18 protein-coding genes are annotated in these 20,963 nt (G+C 65.3%); 14 read left to right on the top strand and 4 right to left on the bottom strand.

Annotation, left to right across the window (positions count from 1 at the left end):
* The first annotated feature begins 140 nt into the window (after nucleotides 1–140).
* The 4 genes from ACIQC0_RS08690 to ACIQC0_RS08675 are packed head-to-tail and all read left to right on the top strand — an operon-like array spanning nucleotide 141 to nucleotide 4,453.
* Nucleotides 141–1,343, top strand: a complete 1,203-nt coding sequence (locus ACIQC0_RS08690; protein WP_400534521.1) for an ROK family transcriptional regulator — start codon at nucleotides 141–143, stop codon at nucleotides 1,341–1,343.
* 3 nt (nucleotides 1,344–1,346) lie between these two features.
* The gene (locus ACIQC0_RS08685) at nucleotides 1,347–2,711 is read left to right on the top strand and encodes an extracellular solute-binding protein (protein ID WP_400534273.1); all 1,365 of its coding nucleotides are present in this window, start codon (nucleotides 1,347–1,349) and stop codon (nucleotides 2,709–2,711) included.
* 3 nt (nucleotides 2,712–2,714) lie between these two features.
* A complete protein-coding gene (locus ACIQC0_RS08680; protein WP_400534270.1) occupies nucleotides 2,715–3,596 on the top strand; it encodes a carbohydrate ABC transporter permease in 882 nt (293 codons plus the stop codon).
* Nucleotides 3,597–3,643: 47 nt separating this feature from the next.
* Nucleotides 3,644–4,453, top strand: coding sequence for a carbohydrate ABC transporter permease (locus ACIQC0_RS08675; protein WP_400534519.1), 810 nt, complete (start codon nucleotides 3,644–3,646; stop codon nucleotides 4,451–4,453).
* 32 nt (nucleotides 4,454–4,485) lie between these two features.
* On the opposite strand, the gene ACIQC0_RS08670 is transcribed toward ACIQC0_RS08675, so the two are convergent.
* Both ACIQC0_RS08670 and ACIQC0_RS08665 read right to left on the bottom strand, forming a co-directional pair.
* Complete coding sequence (locus ACIQC0_RS08670) at nucleotides 4,486–6,447, bottom strand: PKD domain-containing protein (protein WP_400534267.1); 1,962 nt, start codon at nucleotides 6,445–6,447, stop codon at nucleotides 4,486–4,488.
* A 133-nt stretch (nucleotides 6,448–6,580) separates the two neighbouring features.
* Nucleotides 6,581–6,784, bottom strand: coding sequence for a hypothetical protein (locus ACIQC0_RS08665; protein ID WP_377216038.1), 204 nt, complete (start codon nucleotides 6,782–6,784; stop codon nucleotides 6,581–6,583).
* 377 nt (nucleotides 6,785–7,161) lie between these two features.
* Here ACIQC0_RS08665 and ACIQC0_RS08660 point away from each other — a divergent pair, with 377 nt between their 5' ends.
* A complete protein-coding gene (locus ACIQC0_RS08660; protein ID WP_377216039.1) occupies nucleotides 7,162–8,121 on the top strand; it encodes a methylenetetrahydrofolate reductase in 960 nt (319 codons plus the stop codon).
* 87 nt (nucleotides 8,122–8,208) lie between these two features.
* Nucleotides 8,209–10,551, top strand: coding sequence for a 5-methyltetrahydropteroyltriglutamate--homocysteine S-methyltransferase (gene metE / locus ACIQC0_RS08655; protein WP_400534264.1), 2,343 nt, complete (start codon nucleotides 8,209–8,211; stop codon nucleotides 10,549–10,551).
* A gap of 62 nt (nucleotides 10,552–10,613) precedes the next feature.
* On the opposite strand, the gene ACIQC0_RS08650 is transcribed toward metE, so the two are convergent.
* Entirely contained in the window at nucleotides 10,614–11,120 is a 507-nt protein-coding gene (locus tag ACIQC0_RS08650; RefSeq protein ID WP_377216041.1) for a DUF2004 domain-containing protein, read from the bottom strand.
* Nucleotides 11,121–11,165: 45 nt separating this feature from the next.
* On the bottom strand, nucleotides 11,166–12,083 hold the full coding sequence (locus ACIQC0_RS08645) for a LysR family transcriptional regulator (protein ID WP_377216042.1): 918 nt from the start codon (nucleotides 12,081–12,083) through the stop codon (nucleotides 11,166–11,168).
* Nucleotides 12,084–12,209: 126 nt separating this feature from the next.
* Between ACIQC0_RS08645 and ACIQC0_RS08640 the strand changes: the two genes are divergently transcribed.
* The 8 genes from ACIQC0_RS08640 to nrdF all read left to right on the top strand — a co-directional run bounded on the left by ACIQC0_RS08640 (nucleotide 12,210) and on the right by nrdF (nucleotide 20,766).
* Nucleotides 12,210–13,604 (top strand): NAD(P)/FAD-dependent oxidoreductase, encoded by a 1,395-nt coding sequence (locus ACIQC0_RS08640; RefSeq protein WP_400534260.1) that lies wholly within the window; start codon nucleotides 12,210–12,212, stop codon nucleotides 13,602–13,604.
* Complete coding sequence (locus ACIQC0_RS08635) at nucleotides 13,601–14,326, top strand: DUF1365 domain-containing protein (protein ID WP_400534257.1); 726 nt, start codon at nucleotides 13,601–13,603, stop codon at nucleotides 14,324–14,326. Before ACIQC0_RS08640 ends, ACIQC0_RS08635 begins: the two co-directional genes overlap by 4 nt.
* Entirely contained in the window at nucleotides 14,323–15,657 is a 1,335-nt protein-coding gene (locus ACIQC0_RS08630; RefSeq protein WP_400534255.1) for a class I SAM-dependent methyltransferase, read from the top strand. Before ACIQC0_RS08635 ends, ACIQC0_RS08630 begins: the two co-directional genes overlap by 4 nt.
* 52 nt (nucleotides 15,658–15,709) lie before the next feature.
* Complete coding sequence (locus ACIQC0_RS08625; protein WP_400534252.1) at nucleotides 15,710–16,264, top strand: TspO/MBR family protein; 555 nt, start codon at nucleotides 15,710–15,712, stop codon at nucleotides 16,262–16,264.
* Nucleotides 16,265–16,732: 468 nt separating this feature from the next.
* On the top strand, nucleotides 16,733–16,978 hold the full coding sequence (gene nrdH / locus ACIQC0_RS08620; RefSeq protein WP_377216047.1) for a glutaredoxin-like protein NrdH: 246 nt from the start codon (nucleotides 16,733–16,735) through the stop codon (nucleotides 16,976–16,978).
* 49 nt (nucleotides 16,979–17,027) lie between these two features.
* Nucleotides 17,028–17,558 (top strand): class Ib ribonucleoside-diphosphate reductase assembly flavoprotein NrdI, encoded by a 531-nt coding sequence (gene nrdI / locus ACIQC0_RS08615; protein ID WP_400534249.1) that lies wholly within the window; start codon nucleotides 17,028–17,030, stop codon nucleotides 17,556–17,558.
* Between the two features lie 20 nt (nucleotides 17,559–17,578).
* Nucleotides 17,579–19,699, top strand: coding sequence for a class 1b ribonucleoside-diphosphate reductase subunit alpha (gene nrdE / locus ACIQC0_RS08610; RefSeq protein WP_377216191.1), 2,121 nt, complete (start codon nucleotides 17,579–17,581; stop codon nucleotides 19,697–19,699).
* A 92-nt stretch (nucleotides 19,700–19,791) separates the two neighbouring features.
* Nucleotides 19,792–20,766 (top strand): class 1b ribonucleoside-diphosphate reductase subunit beta, encoded by a 975-nt coding sequence (gene nrdF, locus ACIQC0_RS08605; protein WP_377216049.1) that lies wholly within the window; start codon nucleotides 19,792–19,794, stop codon nucleotides 20,764–20,766.
* Nucleotides 20,767–20,963: the final 197 nt, after the last annotated feature.

Here is a 20,963-nt window from a genome sequence, read left to right as displayed (position 1 = left end):
ATCGCCGCGGCGCATGTGCCAGCCCGGGCGTGTACCGTACGATTTCAAGCAGCACCATACCGGGTGGCCGAAGACGTTTAGGGGACGCCGTGACTGAGACCCGCCAATCCGCGCCAAGGCGAGGAACCAACCTGCCCCGGATGGGCGACTTCAACCTCACGGTGATCCTGGACGCCATCCGGCGTGCCGGCGGTGGCCTGAGCCGCGTTGAGCTGGCCCAGATCGTGGGCCTTTCACCGCAGACCATCTCAAACATCTCCCGCAGGCTGCTGGACCAGAACCTCATCGTCGAAGCAGGCAAGGAAGGCAGCGGCCCGGGCAAGCCGCGGACGATCCTCCGGCTCAACCCCGGTGGGATGTATGCGCTCGGCGTGCACCTGGACCCCGCCGTCACTACCCTGGTGGTCCTGGACCTGGTGGGCGCCGTGGTGCAGCACGTACGGATGGAAACTCCCGGCGGCAATGATCCGGCTGCGGTGATCTCCACCATCGCGGCCGGAATCACTGACCTGGTCAACGATTCCGGCGTGGACCGGGGACGCATCGCCGGACTCGGCATTGCGGCCCCCGGCCCCATCGATCCTGAACACGGGACCGTGGTGGACCCGCCGCTGCTGTCGGGCTGGGACCGGGTGGAACTGCGCAATGCGCTGTCCGAAGCCACCGGCTACCCCGTTCTCATGGACAAGGACGTCACCAGTGCGGCCGTGGCCGAGACGTGGGCCGGCGGTCCCAGCGGCGCCGGGAGCTTCGTTTTCATGTACATGGGCACCGGCATCGGCTGCGGGATCGTGCTGAACGATGAAGTGGTCCGGGGTACCTCCGGCAACGCCGGTGAAATCGGACATATCGTGGTGGATCCGGACGGTCCGCTATGCGACTGCGGGCAGCACGGCTGCGTGAAATCCTCCGCGATTCCGCAGGTCCTCGTTGCAGAAGCGGAGGCGGCAGGCATCCTGGCCCGGTCGCGCACCGGCGACAGCGGAGCCGAAATCCAGCAAAGCTTCGGGCAGCTGTGCGACCTCGCCGACGCCGGCGACAAACGCGCTCTGGCCATCATCGACAAGTCCGCAGTCCTGGTGGCGCGGGCCGCCTCCGTCGTGGCCAACGCCCTGGACGTGGAGCGGGTCGTCTTCGGCGGCCCGTTCTGGAGCCGGCTCTCCCGCCGCTACCTGGAGCTGGTGCCGGAGATGCTGAACACCAACAGCGCAGCGCGGCTCATCCACCCCATCGAGGTGGTGGGCACCGGAGTGGGCGAGGACGTGGGCGCCATCGGCGCCGCGTCCCTCGTGCTGGAAGATGCGCTCGCCCCCCGGGCGCAGCGCCTCCTCCTGGAGTCCTGAACCATGGCCCGCACCACGCGCCGCACGGCGCTGAAGGCAGGGGCGGCCGCGGCCGCAGCACTGATGGGACTCACCGCCTGCTCGCCGGGATCCGACAGCGATTCCGGAACCACCCTCAAGGTCGCCTACCAGAAGACGGATTCCTTCACCGCCCTGGACACCATGTTCCAGTCCGCCAAGTCGGACTTCGAGGCCGCCCACCCGGGTGTCACGGTGGACCTGCAGCCCATCCAGGGCAATGACGAGGACTACGGAACCAAACTGGCACTCGCCCTCCGCTCACCGGCCACGGCCCCGGACGTGTTCTACGAGGACACTTTCAAGGTCCGCTCCGACGTCGACGCCGGCTACCTCCTTAAGCTCGACTCCCACCTGGATCAATGGGAGGGCTGGGACGCCTTCGAGGACGCGGCCAAGGCGGCCGGAAAGGCGGACGACGGCGGCACGTACGCAGTGCCGCTGGGTACCGACACCCGGGTCATCTGGTACAACAAGAAGGTTTTCGCGGCCGCCGGGATCAGTGTCCCGTGGCAGCCGAAGAGCTGGGAGGACATCCTCACGGCCGCGCGCACCATCAAGGCCCAAGGCCCGGACATCATTCCCTTCAACATGTACGCGGGCAAGGGCACCGGCGAAGGCACTGTCATGCAGGGCTTCTACGAACTTCTGTACGGCACGGGAACCGGGCTCTACGACGACGACACCGGTAAGTGGGTGGTTGGTTCGGCAGGCTTCCAGGATTCCCTGGCGTTCCTGAAGACCCTCTACGACGAGGACCTTGCGGTCAGTCCCGCGGAGGCGCTGGACGGCAACGTGTGGAAGAAGGTCTTTGGCGAGTGGTTCCCGAAGGGCCGCCTGGGCGGGACCGTGGAAGGTTCCTACGCGCCGTCGTTCTGGCAGGAAGGCGGCAGCTACGAATGGCCCGGCTATGCGCAGGACATGGGCGTCGCTCCTTTCCCCACGCGTGACGGCGCAGCCCCGGGTGCGGTGAGCATGTCCGGAGGGTGGACGCTGGCGGTGGGCGCGGGCACCAAGGACCCGGACCTCGCTTTCGAATTCCTCGCCACGGCCCTGAACATGGAGAATTCGCTGGCCTTCACCCTTGCCAGCTCGCAGATTGCGGTCCGCAAGGACGTCGCTGCGCATCCCGATTACCAGGCCGCCAATCCCTTCGTGGGGGACGTATCCGCCGTCGTGCCGGTAACCCGCTACCGTCCTGCCACCTCGGACTATCCCCGGATCTCCGCTGCGGTGCAGGAAGCCACTGAAGCCGTGATCACCGGTGCCCGGACACCGGCAGAGGCTGCGGCCGGCTATGACGCTGCGGTGGAGCAGATCGTCGGCGTCGAAAACATCGTCCGGAAGTAGCTTGTGTCCGCCTCCGCCGGCCCGCGGCAGGGCCTCCGGTATCTTCCGGTCCTGCCCGCCGTCCTGCTCCTGCTGGTTTTCCTTGCCGGTCCCGTCGCCTGGGCCTTCCACGCCTCCTTGACCAATGCCGGACTGACAGGCCGCACCGCCCGCAACCCGCAGTGGATCGGACTGGAGAACTACGCGAGGCTGCTGGGAGATGACGCCTTCCCCCTGTCCCTGCTGGTAACGCTCGTGTTCGTGGTGGGCTCGGCGGTCCTGGGCCAGAACCTGCTGGGGCTGGCCTTGGCTGTCCTGATGCGCCGGGCACGTCCCGCCATTTCCGCGGCGGTGGGCACGGCGGTGGTGGCGGCGTGGGTGCTGCCTGAGATCGTTGCCGCCTTTGCCGCCTATGCGTATTTCAGCCGCGACGGCACGCTCAACCAGCTCCTCGGGGGGCTCGGTTTGCAGGGCGCGGACTGGCTTTATTCCTTTCCCCTGGCGGCGGTGATGCTGGCCAATGTGTGGCGGGGAACGGCGTTCTCCATGCTGGTCTACCGCGCGGCGCTGAACGACGTTCCAGTCGAAGTGGTTGAGGCGGCGCAGGTGGACGGGGCCACGGGGTGGCAGCGGCTGGCCTTCATCACCCTGCCCATCATCCGCGGCAGCATCGCCACGAACCTGATGCTGGTCACGCTGCAGACGCTTGCGGTGTTCACGCTCATTTGGGTGATGACGGCCGGGGGCCCAGCGAATGCCAGCGCCACATTGCCGCTGCTGGCGTACGTTGAAGCGTTCCGCTTCGGGGACATCGGCTATGGGACGGCAGTGGCGGTGGTCCTGCTGCTGATCGGAGCCGGATTCGGGGCTGTCTACATCCGGCTGCTGCGCGGAGCCCGGGCATGAAGCGGAAGGACGCCGGCAGAAAGCGGCAGGCCGTCGGCAAAAAGCTGATGGGCAGTGCGCCGGCCGATGCCGCACTCCTGGTGTTGGGCGCCTGCTTCCTGCTGCCGCTCCTGTGGCTGGTGCTGGCCTCCCTCGACACCGGGGCCGGCCACGAAACGCGCCTGCCGGAGCAGCCGGGGCTGGCCAACTTCACCGCTGTCATGACTCCGGAGCTGCTGCTGGGGCCGCTGTGGAACAGCCTGGTGCTTTCAGCCGGTACCGGTGCGGTGACCCTGGCAGCAGCCGTGCTGGCGGCCTATCCGCTGTCCCGCTACCGGTCCCGCTTCAACGGCCCGTTCATGTACGGTGTCCTGTTTGGCACCTGCCTGCCCATCACCGCGATCATGGTTCCGGTTTACGGGTTGTTCGTGCAGCTGGAACTGCTGGACTCCATGCCCGCCACCATCCTGTTCATGGCGGCCACCTCGCTGCCGATGGCCATCTGGATGACCCGGAACTTCATGGATTCCGTGCCGGTCTCCCTGGAGGAAGCAGCCTGGATGGACGGTGCGTCACGGATGGCGGCGTTGTGGGCCATTGTCCTTCCGCTGATGCGGTCCGGGCTGGGCGTGGTGTTCATCTTCGTGTTCATCCAGGCCTGGGGCAACTTCTTCGTGCCCTTCGTGCTGCTCCTGTCCACGGCGACACAACCGGCGGCCGTCTCGATCTACAGCTTCTTCGGCCAGCACGGAGCGGTGGCCTACGGACAACTGGCCGCCTTCTCGATCCTGTACTCGTCACCTGTGCTGGCCCTGTATGCCATCGTGGCCAAGGGCTCGGGCGGCACCTTTGCCTTGTCCGGTGCTGTGCGCGGGTAGGGCCGGCCCCGCCTGGCTCAGCTCCCGTCCGGCTACGGGGCAGCCGCGCGGAGGTCATCTATCAGGACAGTCAGCGGTGCATTGGTGGCGCTGCCTGAGAGGTACGTCATGATGCCCACGCTGCCAGGCACCTGCAGCACGGCGGTCGAGTCCGTCACGGTGCGCTGCCACATGGCGGGCTCAGCGGTACCCAATTCCCAGACGCGTGCCCGGACGGTGGTGGGGCTCGTGCCCGTAACCTGCAGCCGGATGCCGAGCCGGTCGCCAACTGCATAGTTCAGCCCCGCAACCGTGCCGCCGATCAATGTGGTTTCGGCGCCGCTGGACGTCGCCCGCACCAGCGAAAGATTCACGCTACCCGTGGATGTCAGCTGCAGTTTGGCACGGTATTCGCCGCTTCCAGGAACTCTCCGGCCGATTACCGAAGTGTAGATTCCGCTGCCGGTCGCGGGCTTATCCGTGGCCAGCACCAGGTACACGTCAGTCGCGGACGAAGAAACAGAACCAAGATAGGCGCTGTTGCCGACTGCGGGGGCGGAGATTCGGATCCGCCCCTCGCCTGCGGAGACGGAATACGCGGAGGAATTGCCGGTGGTTGTCCACGGACCGCCCACGTCTGCGCTGCCCAGCCCGTTGGAGACCGTGCGGTCGAAGGCGTCGGCAGCCAGGACCGCAGTGGTGGCCAGCGAGAGCTGCCGGGTGGTTGAATCAGTGGCACCGTCGTTATCCGTTACCGTCAGTGTGACTGCGTAGGTGCCTGCAGAGGCATAGGTGTGCGACGCCGTCGTTGTGCTTCCCGTCGTCCCGTCGCCGAAATTCCAGGCGTACGACGCTATGCTGCCGTCCGGGTCTGTGGATGCTGAGCCATCAAACGAGCACGATAGGCCATCGCAGCTTTCAGTGAACGAGGCCGTCGGCAGGGCATTCCCTGCGCCCGTTGTTATGCCGAAAGCATCCGCGAAACTGCCGTTTGTGGCCACAAACCGCGCATTGAGAGAGGTTTCCGTGAACTGCAGCTGCAGAAACCCGTGGCTGGGACTGGCATTGAGCGCAGAATAGCTGGCGAAGTAGGGTGCCTCCGGGTCGGCTGTGTTGACGTCCCGCAGGGCAACTCCACCGGTTCCCACGGTGGCGAAGACAGTACCGGCACCCTTCGACAGCGCATTGTCGGCGTCACGAACGCAGCCCGCCTGGTAGGTGCCCGGAACAACTGCGGTGCAGCCCCCGCCGGTACCAAGCTGCTTGCTTCGCTGGTAGAGGTGTTCATGGCCGTTCAGTACCAGGTCGACTTTCTTGTTGAGGACCAGGTTGGTGACCGCGGACCCGGCCACGCATCCGTACTGGCCTATGGAGAGGCAGGGGGTGTGCATCCCGACGACTACCCACGGAATGGAGGCGGACCGGGCACCGTCGATGGCTGCTGCCGTCCAGTTGTAGCGGACGCTACCCGCTGAGTAGTCCCAAGTGCCCTCGGGAAAGGGTATGCCCGGCGATATCATGATGAACCTGGCCATCGGGTCCTGCTGCGGAACGTCAACGTAGTACTGGCGCCCGTAGGTTCCGACCAGACCGGGCAGCTGGTTCGGCAGGCAGGCCCCAAAATCATTTATATTGCCGTTCTGGCCGTTGCTCTCGTGGTTTCCGGAGACGAGCTCGAAGGGAAAGCCCGCGCCGGTGTTTGCTGTCACCAGGTCACACCAGCTCTGTTCTGCTCCCGTGGTCCCGTAGGACAGGTCGCCCAAGGCAAGGTTGAGATCAGGTTTCACCGCGCCAATGCCCGCCAGGACGCCCGCGGCTGCTGCACTTGCGGAGTAGTCGCCGGCTGCCGTGACGTGCAGCTCACCAGGAGTGGCCGGGATCAGGGCGGCGGGTGCCGCCACCTGCCGGTCCACGACGGCGGACATCCCCGCTTGCGGCTGCCCGCCGGACTGCGGGGGCGGGCCGGGAAGAATCGCCAGGAGCAAAGCCCCCAGGGCAAGTGCGGTTGCGGTCACGCGCCGATCATGCATGGTGGGCTCCTGTTCCGGAACACTGCCGGGCACCTCGGCCCTGGCGGGGAGAGCTGCGCTGTGAGTGCGCGGGTACCGGATCCAAGGCGTGAGACCGCACGAGGCGTATAGGCGAGAGTCAGTCGATGTCCTCGAGGACCACTCCGTAGGGGAGCGTCTCGTCGAGGTGTGCCTGGTGGCCGGTGGATCCGGGGTTGTAGGTGACCCGGACTCCGTGCAGCTTGTCCGCAGCGGACTGCATGAGGACGGGCCGCACGGTGCTGATAAACATCTCGCTCTTGCCTGCGAGGAACTCCTGGTAGCTGGCTGGAAGCACGATCATGGCAAAAGGATAGACCTGCGGGCGCCTGATGGGGAGGGGGAAACGGCCCGGCCCGACGTCGAATAATATTCTGCCGGCCACCGCCCGCGGCTGTAAAACTGCGTCTTAATTCGGACGCCGACTTGAATGCTTCCCCCCTGGCCCATAGAGTCGTAGGCAAGTTACCGCGGTAACGTGTCAGCGATCCTCCGGTCAGGAGGGTGTGGGTGCCCCCATGTGGGCCTGACATTTGCTCACGGAAAGCTTCAATCCAGGCGTAACAGTCGCGGCTGCGTCCCTGTTGAAGTTCCTTTTCCGTGTTCCCAAACTCAAATTCATTGCCGGGCCGGCACCGCCTTCGGGCAGCTGGCCCCAGTGACCCAAAGCCAAGGACGCAAATGTCGCCACCAAGCCTTATTGACACACATCCATCCCTCTCCGAGACGGCCGCTCCCGTTGCGCTGTCCTACGAGCTCTTTCCGCCCCGTTCGCCCGCTGCGGCCGAGACCCTGTGGACCACCATCCGGGAACTGGAAACCACCAGCCCGGACTATGTCTCCGTGACGTACGGTGCCAGCGGCTCCAACCGGGACACGGCCGTTGACCTGATCAACCGGCTCCTGCTGGAGACCACCCTGCGGCCGCTCGCCCACCTGACCTGCGTGGGGAACACGCCGCAGGAACTCGCGGGGATCATTGGCCAGCTGCTGGACACCGGCGTGCGGGGCATCCTGGCCCTGCGCGGCGACCTGCCCAAGGACGGCGTCGCGCCGGGGGATGGTTCCCTGCGCTACGCCCAGGACCTGATCGACCTGATCCGCCGTGTCGAGCAGCGCCGTTCGGCCCTCCTCTGCGCCGGCAAGATCGCGGTGGGCGTTGCGGCGTACCCCGCACGCCATCCCGAGTCGCCCAGTGAAGCGCACGACGTCGAGGTGTTGCTGGCGAAGCAGCGTTCCGGCGCCGATTTTGCCATCACGCAGGTGTTCTTCCATGCCGGTCAGTACGCCGACTTGCTGACCCGGGCGCGCCGTGCCGGGGTCACCATTCCGATCATTCCAGGTGTCATGCCGTTGACCAGCCTGCGCCGGCTGAAGCGGCTGGGCGAGCTGACCGGGGTGGAGCCGGCAGCAGAGCTCACCGAGCGGCTGGCTGCGGCGGACACCGATGCGGACAGGCTCCGCATCGGCGTCAATGCCACCGTGGACCTGGCCAATGCCGCACTGGATGCGGGAGCACCCGGCATCCACCTGTACACCTTCAACGAACACCAGAGTGCACTCCAGGTGCTGGACAAGCTGGCCCTTCCCAGGCCCAGCCGCCCGGCCGCGCGCACCGCGGGCCGCCGGCTCGCCAGCTGACACCGGGGCCCGCACCCTGAGAACCTGCCCCGAGGCCTGAGCCCAGCCTGCCAGGCCTGCAGACCACCAAGAATTCGAGGAATCACCATGACTGACTTCAGCACGCCCAAAAACACTCCGTTCCCGTCAGCTTCGCTCCTGGGCTACCCCCGGATCGGCCGCCGCCGCGAACTCAAGAAGGCCGTTGAAGCCTACTGGGCCGGCAGGATCGACTCCGCTGCCCTGCACGCCGCCGCCAAGGACATACAGCTCACCACTGCCAGGCGTCTCCAGGAGCTCGGCCTGACCGAGGCCGCCGCTGTCCCCGGCACCTTCTCCTACTACGATCAGGTCCTGGACACCACAGCGCACGTCGGAGCAGTTCCGGCCCGCTTCGGCCAGCTCCTCAACGAAGCAGGACAGCTGGACATCGACGGGTACTTCACCCTCGCCCGCGGCACCAAGGAGCAGCAGCCGCTGGAAATGACCAAGTGGTTCGACACGAATTACCACTACCTGGTTCCGGAGATCGGCCCCGAAACCGCCTTCACCCTGGCTTCCACCGCCAAGGTTGACGAGTTTACCTTCGCCCTGGAGAACGGCATCGAAACCCGCCCGTACATCGTGGGCCCGGTCACCTACCTGCTGCTGTCCAAGGCTACCGACGAGGCACCGGCGGGCTTCGCCCCGCTGTCCCGCCTCGAGGACATCCTGCCTGTCTACGTCCAGCTGCTCGAGAAACTCGCCGCCGCCGGCGCCAGCTGGGTCCAGGTGGACGAACCCGCACTCGTAGTTGACCAGGACACCCCGGCCGCGGAGATCGAAGCAGCCGTGGCCCGCGCCTACGAGGTCCTCACCGCTGCAGCCAACCGCCCGCAGATCCTCGTTTCGACCCCGTACGGTTCGCTTGACGGCCAGCTCGGCACCCTCGCAGCCACCAACATCGAGGCCCTCCACATTGACGTCTTCAAGGGTGCCGTCCCTTCCGCCGCGGCACTCGCCGGACTGGGCAGCAAGACTTTGGTTGCGGGTGTCGTTGACGGCCACAACATCTGGCGCAACGACCTCGCCGCTTCAGCTGCCAAACTGGACGCGTTGAAGGCTGCGGCAGGCAAGCTGGCGGTCAGCACCTCCACCTCCACCCAGCACGTGCCGCATGACGTCGCAGAGGAGACTGAGCTGTCCGACCAGCTCCGCAACTGGCTGGCGTTCTCCGACCAGAAAGCCGCTGAGGTCAGGACCCTTGCCGCATACCTGGCCGATCCTGCATCCGCGCAGGCCGCCATCGATGAAGCCACATCCGTCATTGCCTCCCGCGCCTCAGCCGAAGGCGTCCGCCGCGCCGACGTCCGGGCCCGCACGGAAACCCTTACCGCCGCCGACTTCAGCCGCTCAGCCTACGCGGTCCGCGAAGCCGCGCAGCAGGAAGCATTGCACCTGCCGCCGCTGCCCACCACCACCATCGGGTCCTTCCCGCAGACGGCGGAGATCCGCTCCGCCCGCGCCCGGAACACCAAAGGCGAGCTGAATGACGCGCAGTACGAGCAGCTCATGAAGGACGAGATCAAGCGCGTCGTGGACCTGCAGGAGGAGTTGGGCTACGACGTCCTGGTGCACGGAGAGCCCGAGCGCAACGACATGGTCCAGTACTTCGCCGAGAACCTCGAGGGCTTCGACGTGACGGTCCACGGCTGGGTCCAGTCCTACGGTTCCCGCTGCACCCGACCGTCCATCCTGTGGGGCGACGTCACCCGCAGCGCACCCATCACGGTCAAATGGGCCGAATACGCGCAGTCCCTGACCAGCAAGCCGATGAAGGGCATGCTCACCGGTCCCGTCACCATCCTGGCCTGGTCCTTCGTCCGCGACGACCAGCCGCTGCGCGAAACCGCCAACCAGGTGGGCCTGGCACTGCGTGACGAGATTGCGGACCTCGAAGCCGCCGGCATCAAGGTGATCCAGGTGGACGAGCCCGCGCTGCGTGAACTCCTCCCGCTGCGGAAGGCCGACCACGCCGATTACCTGAAGTGGTCCGTGGACTCGTTCCGCCTGGCCACCGCCGGAGCAGCCGACTCCACCCAGATCCACACCCACCTCTGCTACTCGGAGTTCGGCGTGATCATCGACGCGATCGACGGGCTCGACGCGGACGTGACGTCGATCGAGGCGGCGCGCTCCCGCATGGAGGTTGTGCACGACCTCGAGTCCCACGGCTTCGGCCGCGGTGTCGGCCCGGGCGTGTACGACATCCACTCGCCGCGCGTTCCCGGCGAGCAGGAAGTCACCGAACTGCTCAGCACCGCCGTCAAGCACGTCCCGACGCGACAGCTCTGGGTCAACCCGGACTGTGGCCTGAAGACCCGCGGCTACGCCGAGACCGAGGAGTCGCTGCGCAACCTGGTCAAGGCCACACAGGCAGTCCGCGCGGAACTGCTGGAGGCCGCCGAGTAGCAGCGCAGTGAGCGGCGCCCCCACCGCTAAGGTGAGGGGCGCCGTCGTGCATTAGGTACTCCTCAGGATTCCCAGAGGATCTCGTCGTCCACCACGCCGTCCTCGTCGGCCGAGGCCACCAGGACCTCATCGGTGAAGTGCTCGCCGAGGGTGAAGTCCATGACGAAGTAGCGTTCCGGCTGGCCGGGGTAGATACCCACGTGGCCCAGCTTGAGCGCCTTGAGGAAGACGTCCTTGGTGAGCTGGCTGCGGTCCTCGACGCCGAAGACCTTGTGCAGGTGCTCATCTTTGAGGGCGTTGCAGTGGAAGTGCAGGTATTCCTGGGGGCTGGTGCCTTCCTGGTCCAGTTCCTCCGCAATCATCTCGCGGACCTCGTCCACCAGCTCGGGCAGGAAGCGGAGGCGGTATTCGACCTTGCGGAGGGCGGCTTCGTCGAAGTGGTCGTGGGCGGCGATGTTCAGGTCGAGTTCCAGCGGGTGGCCGCGCAGTTCGTGCTTGGCGGCAACGGAGTGCTCCCGGCCGTGGTTGAGCTCGATCTCCCCAAAATGCTGGCTCGCTACCTTGTTCATAGTCTCAACATAGACCCGAAGCCCGGTGCATTCCAGCGTTGGCGGCTAATTCACGGCGGTGCGCATGCCGGCCAGCGTTTCGGCGAGGAGGTCCACGAACAACTGCACGCGGGCGGTCTTCCGGTCGTTGATCAGCAGGGCGAAGACGTTGCGCGCCAGCCGGATTTCCGGAACGTCCAGGACCACGACGCCGGAGGGCTTGTTCCGCAGCGCAAGCTCAGGAACAAGGGCGGCGCCCAGGCCCGCTGCCGCCATTTCCAGGCTGGCGTGGAAATCGTCGCTGTGCGCGACCACCCGCGGGTGCAGGTTGCAGCCGGCGAACAGCCGCTCGATCACCATGGCGTCGCTGGTCCCGGGGTGGTGCATGATCCAGGGCATCTCCGACAGATGGTCCGCTGCGACCTTCGCATCGCTGCGGAAGCCCCAGCCGGCCGGGAGCACCACCCGGAAATCGTCGTCGCCGATCCACTGCCGGTTGATGGTGTTGGGCCAGGCGAATCCGGTCTGGCCGACCTGGAACACCACGGCCACGTCCAGGTCACCGCCGGTCCGCAGGCCCTGGATGGTCTGGCCGGGCTCGGCGACGGACACCTTCAGGTCGATGCCCAGGTCCTTCCAGGCCGGATTCTTCAGGATGCGGGGGAGGACATACGTGGCCAGGCTGGGAAAGATACCCAGCCGTAGTTCCTGGCTGGCAGTGTCCTGGGTCTTGGAGGCGGCTGCCATCAGCGCCTCTATGTCGGTGAGCACCTTGGCGGCGTGCCGGGTCATGACGACGGCGGCATCCGTAGGAACCACGCTGCGCGCCGACCGCTGGAACAGGGTCACGCCGGTGTCCCGTTCCAGCGCGGACATCTGCTGCGAGACGGCGGACGCCGTGTAGCCGAGCGTCGCCGCGGCGGCCGCGAAGGAGCCCTGCCGCGTGACCTCCAGGAGGGTCTTGAGGTGTACCGGATTTACCACCTGCCCACCCTACTCCGCGGACCCGCGGCAAAGAACCTTTCCATCCCGCCCATCCGGGCAGGCGGCTGCGCCGAATTGCCCTCTGTATACCCGTCCCAGAGGCAATGTTCAGCAGAGGAGCATCCCTTGTCAGCAATCCCAGCAGGAAGTATCGGCCGCCGCCGGGTGGCGGTCATCGGCAGCGGCGTGGCCGGCCTGACCGCGGCGTACGTCCTCAACCGGCATGATGACGTCACAGTTTTTGAAGCGGACGCGCGCTTGGGCGGGCACGCGCACACGCACGACATGCCGCAGCCGGGCGGCGGTACCCTGGGCGTTGACACTGGGTTCATCGTCCACAACGAGCGGACCTATCCCACCCTGTTGCGCCTGTTTGCCGAGCTGGGCGTGGAAACCCAGGACTCCGAGATGAGCATGTCCATCCGCTGCGACGGCTGCGGGCTCGAATACGCGGGAGCCCGCGATGGTGCCCGCGGCATCATTCCCCGGCCGTCCACCCTGCTGCGCGGACGCTACCTGCTCATGCTGCTCGAAGTAACCCGGTTCTACCGGAAGGCGAGGGAATTGCTCAGGACGGCGCCGCCGTCGGCCGTCAGCGACGAAGTCGAGGTGCCCGAACTGACGCTGGGCGAATTCCTGGCGCGGGAGAAGTTCAGCCCCTACTTCATCTCGCACTTCATGACCCCGGTGGTGAGCGCTGTGTGGTCCTGCGATCCCGGCACGGCACTGGCCTACCCGGCCCGCTACCTGTTCACCTTCCTGGGTCACCACGGGATGCTGGGCATCAAGGGCTCGCCGCAGTGGCGCACGGTCACCGGCGGATCCGCCCGGTATGTGGAGAAGCTCGCAGCCACGCTGCCCGACATCCGGATCAACACCCCCGTCACCGCCATCCGCAGGCACGCCCTGAGGGTGGAGATCAGCTCCAACGGGATCAGCGAGGACTTTGAGGCGGTCGTGATCGCTACCCATCCCGGCCAGGCGCTCCGGTTCCTGGCGGACGCCACCCCGGCTGAGCAGGAAGCGCTCGCCGGGATGCCGTATTCGGTGAACCACACCGTCTTCCACCAGGACACGGCGGTGCTGCCCGCCACCGACAACGCCAAGGCCTCCTGGAACTACCGGCTGCCGTCCTGCGACGCCCGCCCTGACAAGGTCCTGGTCAGCTACGACCTCACCCGCCTCCAGCGGCTGGAACCGGCGGACGGCCGGCGCTACTTGGTCAGCCTGGGCGAATCGGACCTGATCCACCCGGGCACCGTCCTGGAACGAATGGTGTACGAACACCCCCAGTACACGCCCGAATCCCTCAAGGCACAGCAGGCCATCGCCGCGCTCGCAGACCCGCGGACCGCTTTCGCCGGCGCTTACCTCGGCTGGGGATTCCACGAGGACGGCGCACTCTCCGGCGTCCGGGCCGCAGAGAAGCTGGGGCGTACGTGGTCGGCGGTGCCTGCGGGGCCCGCGGACATTCCCATGCCGGGCGAGCGGGACCTGTTGGCCGCCGGAGAGCCGGCATGAAACCCGCGATCTACCGCACCTGCATCTCGCACGTGCGGCACAGCCCGCTGAAGAACGCCTTCACCTACCGCAGCTACAGCTGGTTCGTGGACGTGGACCACCTGCCCCGGCTGCCATGGCTGCTGCGGCCGCTCGCCGGCTTCCATGCTGCGGACCACCTGGGTGCCCCGGACGCCACGATCCGCGCCAACGTGGAGCGCTTCCTGCGCAGCCAGGCAATAACGCCCGACGGCGGCCCCATCCACATGCTGGCCAGCGCCCGGGTCTTTGGTTACGTCTTCAACCCGCTCACGCTGTTCTGGTGCTATCGGGCCGGGGGCGGGCTGGAGTGCGTGGTGGCGGAGGTCCACAACACCTACGGTGAACGCCACTGCTACCTGCTGCGGACCGACCAGTCCGGCCGCGCAGCAGTGCCCAAGGCCTTCTACGTCTCTCCGTTCAACGATGTGTCCGGCCAGTACCGGATGAAACTGCCGGCGCCGGACGAAAGGCTGGCTGTGTCAATCGTGCTGGACCGCGAAGGGCACCGGCCGTTCATTGCCACGATGGACGGCAGGCGGCGGCCGGCCACCGTCCGCAACATCCTCGCAGCGGCCCTGGCCGTTCCGGCCGCGCCGCTGCTGGTATCCGCACTCATCCGGGTGCAGGGCATTAAACTCTGGGCACGACGCCTGCCCGTCGTTGCCAGGCCACACCACCCATCACAGGAGGCAGTTCAATGACAATGACGGACAACAGCGGAACCGCCCCTGCCCGTAAGGCCGGGAGCGCTACCCGGGTGCCGGCGTCGCCCGCCACTATCGATCCTGACCTTTGGCCGGGAGTGGCCGCACCGCCGTCGGGCGCCAAGGCATTGATCGCAGGAAGGGCCGCCGGCGCGCTTTTCAAAGGCGCTGTGAAGCGGCTGCCCCTGAGGGTGGAATACCCCGACGGGACTGTCCTGGGAACCGGCGGACCGGACGCCCCCGTGATGACCATGCGGCGGCCGGGGGCGTTCGAGGCACGGATCGGGGACAACGGGCTGATCGGGCTCGGGGAGTCCTTCATGGCGGGAGACTGGGAAGCGAGCGACCTGGCGGGCGTCCTGGAGGTGTTCGCCGCGGCCGTGGACACCCTGATCCCGGTGCCGCTGCAGAAGCTGCGCTCGCTGTACCTGCCGCGCACGCCACGGACTGAACGGAACGCCGAGCAGAACACCCGCAGCAACATCTCGCGCCACTACGACCTTTCCAACGACCTCTTCGCGAACTTCCTTGACGACACGATGAGCTATTCCTCGGCGCTGTTCCCGATGTCGGCGGGTCCGCTGGAATCCGTGGGCTGGGATGCGCTTGCCGGGGCGCAGCAGGACAAGATTGACCGGCTGCTGGACAAAGCGGGTGTGGCTTCCGGGAGCCGGGTGCTGGAGATCGGAACCGGCTGGGGCGAGTTGTCGCTGCGCGCGGCGGCACGCGGGGCGACGGTATACAGCGTGACGCTGTCCAGCGAGCAGCAGGCGCTGGCGCAGGAACGGATAGCCGCCGCCGGGTACGCCGACCGTGTGACCGTGGCGCTGCAGGACTATCGTGCGGTGGAGGGCGAGTACGACGCCGTGGTATCCGTGGAGATGATTGAAGCCGTGGGCTATGAGTACTGGCCGATCTACTTCCAAACCATCGACCGCGTCCTTGCGCCCGGGGGGAAGGTGGCCATCCAGGCCATCACCATGCCGCACGGGCGCATGCTGGCCACCCGTAACGCCTACACATGGGTGCACAAGTACATCTTCCCCGGCGGCTTCCTGCCCTCCGTTCGGGCCATCGAGTCCGTGACCCAGCAGCACACCACACTGCGGGTCCGGGAGCGGATGGGTATGGGGGACCACTACGCCGCTACCCTGCGGCTGTGGGAGGAACGGTTCCTTTCCCGCTCCCGCGAGGTCGGCGAGTTGGGGTTCGACGCCGTGTTCCAGCGGATGTGGCTGTTCTACCTCTGCTACTCGCGGGCCGGCTTCCAGTCGGGCTACCTGGATGTGCAGCAGATCGTGCTGGACCGCAGGGAAGCGCAGCTGTAGGTTCGGCCTGGGTGCAGGGACCCTGGTTTCCAGGGAAGGAAAGTGGGCAGGCATGAAACTCACGACACTGGCATGGACGACGGCGGCAACGGTGGCCACTGCCGCTGCCGGCGCCGCGGCTACGGACCCCCGGAGCAGCTGGTACATCGGGCTGCGAAAACCGGACTGGCAACCGCCGGCCCTTGCCTTTCCGATCGTGTGGACGGTTTTGTACGCCGACCTGGCTGTGGCGTCCGCCGCGGCCCTGGACCGGGCCGCTGAGGAGGGCCGGGCTGGAACAGGTGGCGCTGGGGCAGGTGGCGCTGGAACAGGTGGCGCTGGTACGGGCGGACAAGACCTGCGAACGGAGTTGCGGGCCTACCGCAGGGCACTCGCCGCGAACCTGGTCCTCAACGCTTCGTGGAGCTGGTTCTTCTGGCGCTCCCGCCGGCCATGGCTGGGAGCCGCCGAGGCAGCGGTGCTCACAGCCAGCAGCGCGGATCTGGTGCGGCGCACCTACCGGCTGAACCGGGCTGCGGGTGTTTCGCTTGCGCCCTACGCTGCATGGTGCGGATTCGCCACGATCCTGTCCGCGGGGATCGCCAGGCTCAACCCCTCAGCCAGATAGCAGGGGGCATTCGGGCTCCGCAGGAGGAAGCTTGGTCCCACAAACAGGCAGCTGGTCCCACAAACAGGCAGCTGGTCCCACAAACAGGCAGCTGGTCCCACAAACAGGCAGCGGGCTGCCGGCCCGGGATCCTGGCCGCTGGGTAAGGGTCCTTCATCACTACATGTAGTGATGAAGGACCCTTTTCGTTGCCGCCGCCCGGCGGGCGACACGCCGCAGTTTTCGCGACACGCGGGATGGTTATTTGTGGCTAAGTCGTCCACAGCATGTGGATGGCGGCGCGAAAAAACCCGGGATTCCGGAGATTTTTAGAGCCTCTGCCTGTGGATTAAAAGTGCATTAAATGACATACTTGTAATACATCATCTTGGGGTTCCAAAGAGGCGTCTGCACTACATGTAGTATCTACATACAGCTTGGGCCGGGACACCGGGCCAGCGAGGATTTCGACTAAGGGGACAGGGAACAATGACCGTAACGGTTTACACCAAGCCTGCTTGTGTTCAGTGCAACGCGACGTACCGGGCGCTCGATAAGAAGGGCATCACGTACCAGAGCGTTGACATCTCTCAGGACGCAGAGGCCCTGGCCCGCCTGAAGGATTTGGGCTACATGCAGGCCCCCGTTGTTGTCACCGACCAGGACCACTGGTCAGGCTTCCGTCCGGACAAGATCGAAGAACTGGCGCAGGCCTCCGTTTCCTCGGTGGCCTAAGGACCAGCACTTATTGCCGGCAACGTACCAACCAGCTGAGGTGGCTCCCATGGCAGCACCAACAGCACAGCATTCACGCAGGACCAGCCATCCGCACGCGGCTCAGCGCGCAGCGGTGGCTTCGCCGGCTTCCCCCGAAGACCTTCCGCGGCCGGCTGTCACGGACAGCCAGCTGATCTACTTTTCCTCCACATCCGAGAACACCAGCCGCTTCGTTTCGAAGCTTGGCCGTGAGGTTGCCCGGATCCCGCTGTATGCGAAGGATGCACCACTCCTGGCCACCAGACCCTACGTCCTGGTGGTGCCTACGTACGGCGGCACCGGAGGAGAAGGATCCGTTCCCAAGCAGGTCATCCGGTTCCTGAACAACCCGAAGAACAGGCAGCTGCTGCGGGGTGTCATCGGGGCCGGCAACACAAACTTCGGGGACAACTACTGCCTGGCGGCGGACATCATTGCCGCCAAGTGCCAGGTACCCCACCTTTACAGATTCGAACTTATGGGAACGCCGGAAGACGTCACCCGGGTCAACCAAGGATTGGACACGTTTTGGACACGACTGTCGCAGAAACAGAAGTAACCAGGGCCCAGAAGCCCGAGATGCCCGCCGCCTACAAGGGCCTGGGCTACCACGAGCTGAACGCCATGCTGAACCTGTACGGTCCCAACGGCGAAATCCAGTTCGAAGCTGACCGGGAAGCTGCGCACCAGTACTTCCTGCAGCACGTTAACAACAACACCGTCTTCTTCCATGACCTGGAGGAGAAGCTCGACTACCTGGTGAAGAACCAGTACTACGAGCGCGAGACGCTGGACCAGTACACGATGAACTTCATCCGTGAGCTGTTCAACCGCGCCTACAAGAAGAAGTTCCGCTTTGAGACCTTCCTGGGCGCGTTCAAGTTCTACACCTCATACACGCTGAAGACGTTCGACGGAAAGCGCTTCCTGGAGCGCTACGAGGACCGCGTCTGCATGGTGGCACTGCACCTGGCCCGCGGTAACGAGCAGCTCGCCCTGCAGATGGTGGACGAGATCATCGAAGGCCGCTTCCAGCCGGCCACGCCAACGTTCCTGAACGCGGGCAAGAAGCAGCGGGGCGAGCTGGTCTCCTGCTTCCTGCTCCGCATCGAGGACAACATGGAGTCGATCGGCCGCTCCATCAACTCCGCCCTGCAGCTGTCCAAGCGCGGCGGCGGCGTGGCATTCGCGCTGACCAACATCCGTGAGGTGGGTGCTCCCATCAAGCAGATCGAGAACCAGTCCTCCGGCGTCATCCCCGTCATGAAGCTCCTCGAAGACAGCTTCTCCTACGCCAACCAGCTCGGTGCGCGCCAGGGTGCCGGTGCGGTGTACCTGCATGCTCACCACCCGGACATCTACCGCTTCCTGGACACCAAGCGCGAGAATGCGGACGAGAAGATCCGCATCAAGACCCTCTCCCTGGGCGTCGTCATCCCGGACATCACGTTCGAGCTGGCCAAGAAGGACGAGGACATGTACCTCTTCTCGCCCTACGACGTCGAGCGCGTCTACGGCATGCCGTTCTCCGACGTCTCGGTCACCGAGAAGTACTACGAGATGGTGGACGATTCCCGGATCAAGAAGACCAAGATCAAGGCCCGCGAGTTCTTCCAGACCCTCGCCGAGATCCAGTTCGAGTCCGGCTACCCGTACATCATGTTCGAGGACACCGTGAACCGGGAAAACCCGATCGACGGCAAGATCATCATGTCCAACCTGTGCTCGGAGATCCTCCAGGTTTCCCAGCCCACCACGTACCACGATGACCTGTCCTACGACGAGACGGGCAAGGATATCTCCTGCAACCTGGGCTCGCTGAACATTGCGAAGACCATGGACAGCCCCAACTTCGGCTTGACCATCGAGACGGCCATCCGGTCACTCTCGGCCGTGTCCGACATGTCCAACATCACCTCGGTGCCGTCCATCGCCCGCGGCAACGATCAGAGCCATGCCATTGGCCTGGGACAGATGAACCTGCACGGCTACCTGGCCCGCGAGCGGGTCCACTACGGTTCCGAAGAGGGCCTGGACTTCACCAACATCTACTTCTACACAGTGGTGTACCACGCCATCCGCGCGTCGAACCTGCTGTCCATCGAGACCGGCCAGACGTTCGGCGGCTTCGAGAAGTCCAAGTACGCCTCCGGCGAGTTCTTCGACAAGTACACGGAGCAGGAGTGGGTGCCGCAGACCGAGAAAGTCCGCGAGCTCTTCAAGGATGTCCACATCCCCACGCAGGAAGACTGGCGTGCACTGAAGGCGTCCGTCATGGAGCACGGCATCTACAACCAGAACCTGCAGGCTGTTCCGCCCACGGGCTCGATCTCCTACATCAACAACTCCACCTCCTCGATTCACCCGGTGGCGTCCAAGATCGAGATCCGCAAGGAAGGCAAGCTGGGCCGCGTGTACTACCCGGCGCCGTACCTCACCAACGACAACCTGGAGTACTACCAGGACGCGTACGAGATCGGCTACGAGAAGGTCATCGACACCTACGCCGCCGCCACCCAGCACGTGGACCAGGGCCTGTCCCTGACACTGTTCTTCAAGGACACGGCCACCACGCGCGACATCAACAAGGCCCAGATCTACGCCTGGAAGAAGGGCATCAAGACGATCTACTACATCCGTCTCCGCCAGCTCGCGCTGGAAGGGACCGAGGTTGAGGGCTGCGTCAGCTGCATGTTGTAGCTTCAACTAAAGGTGCCAGTACGACGGCGGGTGCCCGCCCGCCGTCGTACGCTTTAACTTAGAGAAACCCACCCAACTTCTTAGGGGATGACATGACCGAAAAGGTCAAGCTGCTTAGCCACGTCGAGGCCATCAACTGGAACCGGATCCAGGACGAGAAGGACGTTGACGTCTGGAACCGCCTGGTCAACAACTTCTGGCTGCCGGAGAAGGTGCCCCTGTCCAACGACGTCCAGTCGTGGAACACGCTGACGCCGGCCGAGCAGCAGCTCACCATGCGCGTCTTCACCGGGCTGACCCTGCTGGACACCATCCAGGGCACCGTCGGCGCCGTCTCCCTGATCCCGGACGCGCTGACTCCGCACGAGGAGGCCGTGTACACGAACATCGCCTTCATGGAGTCGGTGCACGCCAAGAGCTACTCGTCCATCTTCTCCACGCTGGCTTCCACCAAGGAGATCGACGAGGCGTTCCGCTGGTCCACCGAGAACGCGAACCTTCAGAAGAAGGCGCAGATCGTCATGGACTACTACCAGGGCGACGATCCCCTGAAGCGCAAGGTCGCCTCCACGCTGCTGGAGAGCTTCCTCTTTTACTCTGGCTTCTACCTGCCGATGTACTGGTCCTCGCGCGCCAAGCTGACGAACACCGCTGACCTGATCCGCCTGATCATCCGCGACGAGGCCGTCCACGGCTACTACATTGGCTACAAGTTCCAGAAGGGCCTCGAAGGCCTGTCGGAGGAGCGCAAGCAGGAGATCAAGGACTACACGTTCGAACTGCTCTTCGAGCTGTACGAGAACGAGGTCCAGTACACCCACGATCTCTACGACGGCGTGGGCCTGGCCGAGGACGTGAAGAAGTTCCTGCACTACAACGCCAACAAGGCCCTGATGAACCTGGGCTACGAGGCGATGTTCCCGGCCTCCGTCACGGACGTGAACCCAGCGATCCTTTCGGCACTGTCCCCGAACGCGGACGAGAACCACGACTTCTTCTCCGGGTCAGGTTCGTCCTACGTGATCGGCAAGGCCGTCAACACCGAAGACGAGGACTGGGACTTCTAGCTGGCTGGTTGTGGGTCCCCCCGACGCGAACGTTTTTAGGCGGGGTGTGAGGTTCCAAGCTACTTGAGCCTGTTTCATTGTAGTTGACCCAATGTTTCAAGCTAGCTGAGCCCGCCACGGTATTAGCGGTAGCACTTCCCGGGATGTCCTTCCGACTTCGGGAGAAAATTGTCAGATTGGCGGTCGGAAGCCGAGCA

Source organism: Pseudarthrobacter sp. NPDC092419 (genome assembly GCF_044755045.1).
Classification (GTDB): Bacteria; Actinomycetota; Actinomycetes; order Actinomycetales; family Micrococcaceae; genus Arthrobacter.
This window is presented reverse-complemented; position numbering and strand designations above follow the sequence as displayed.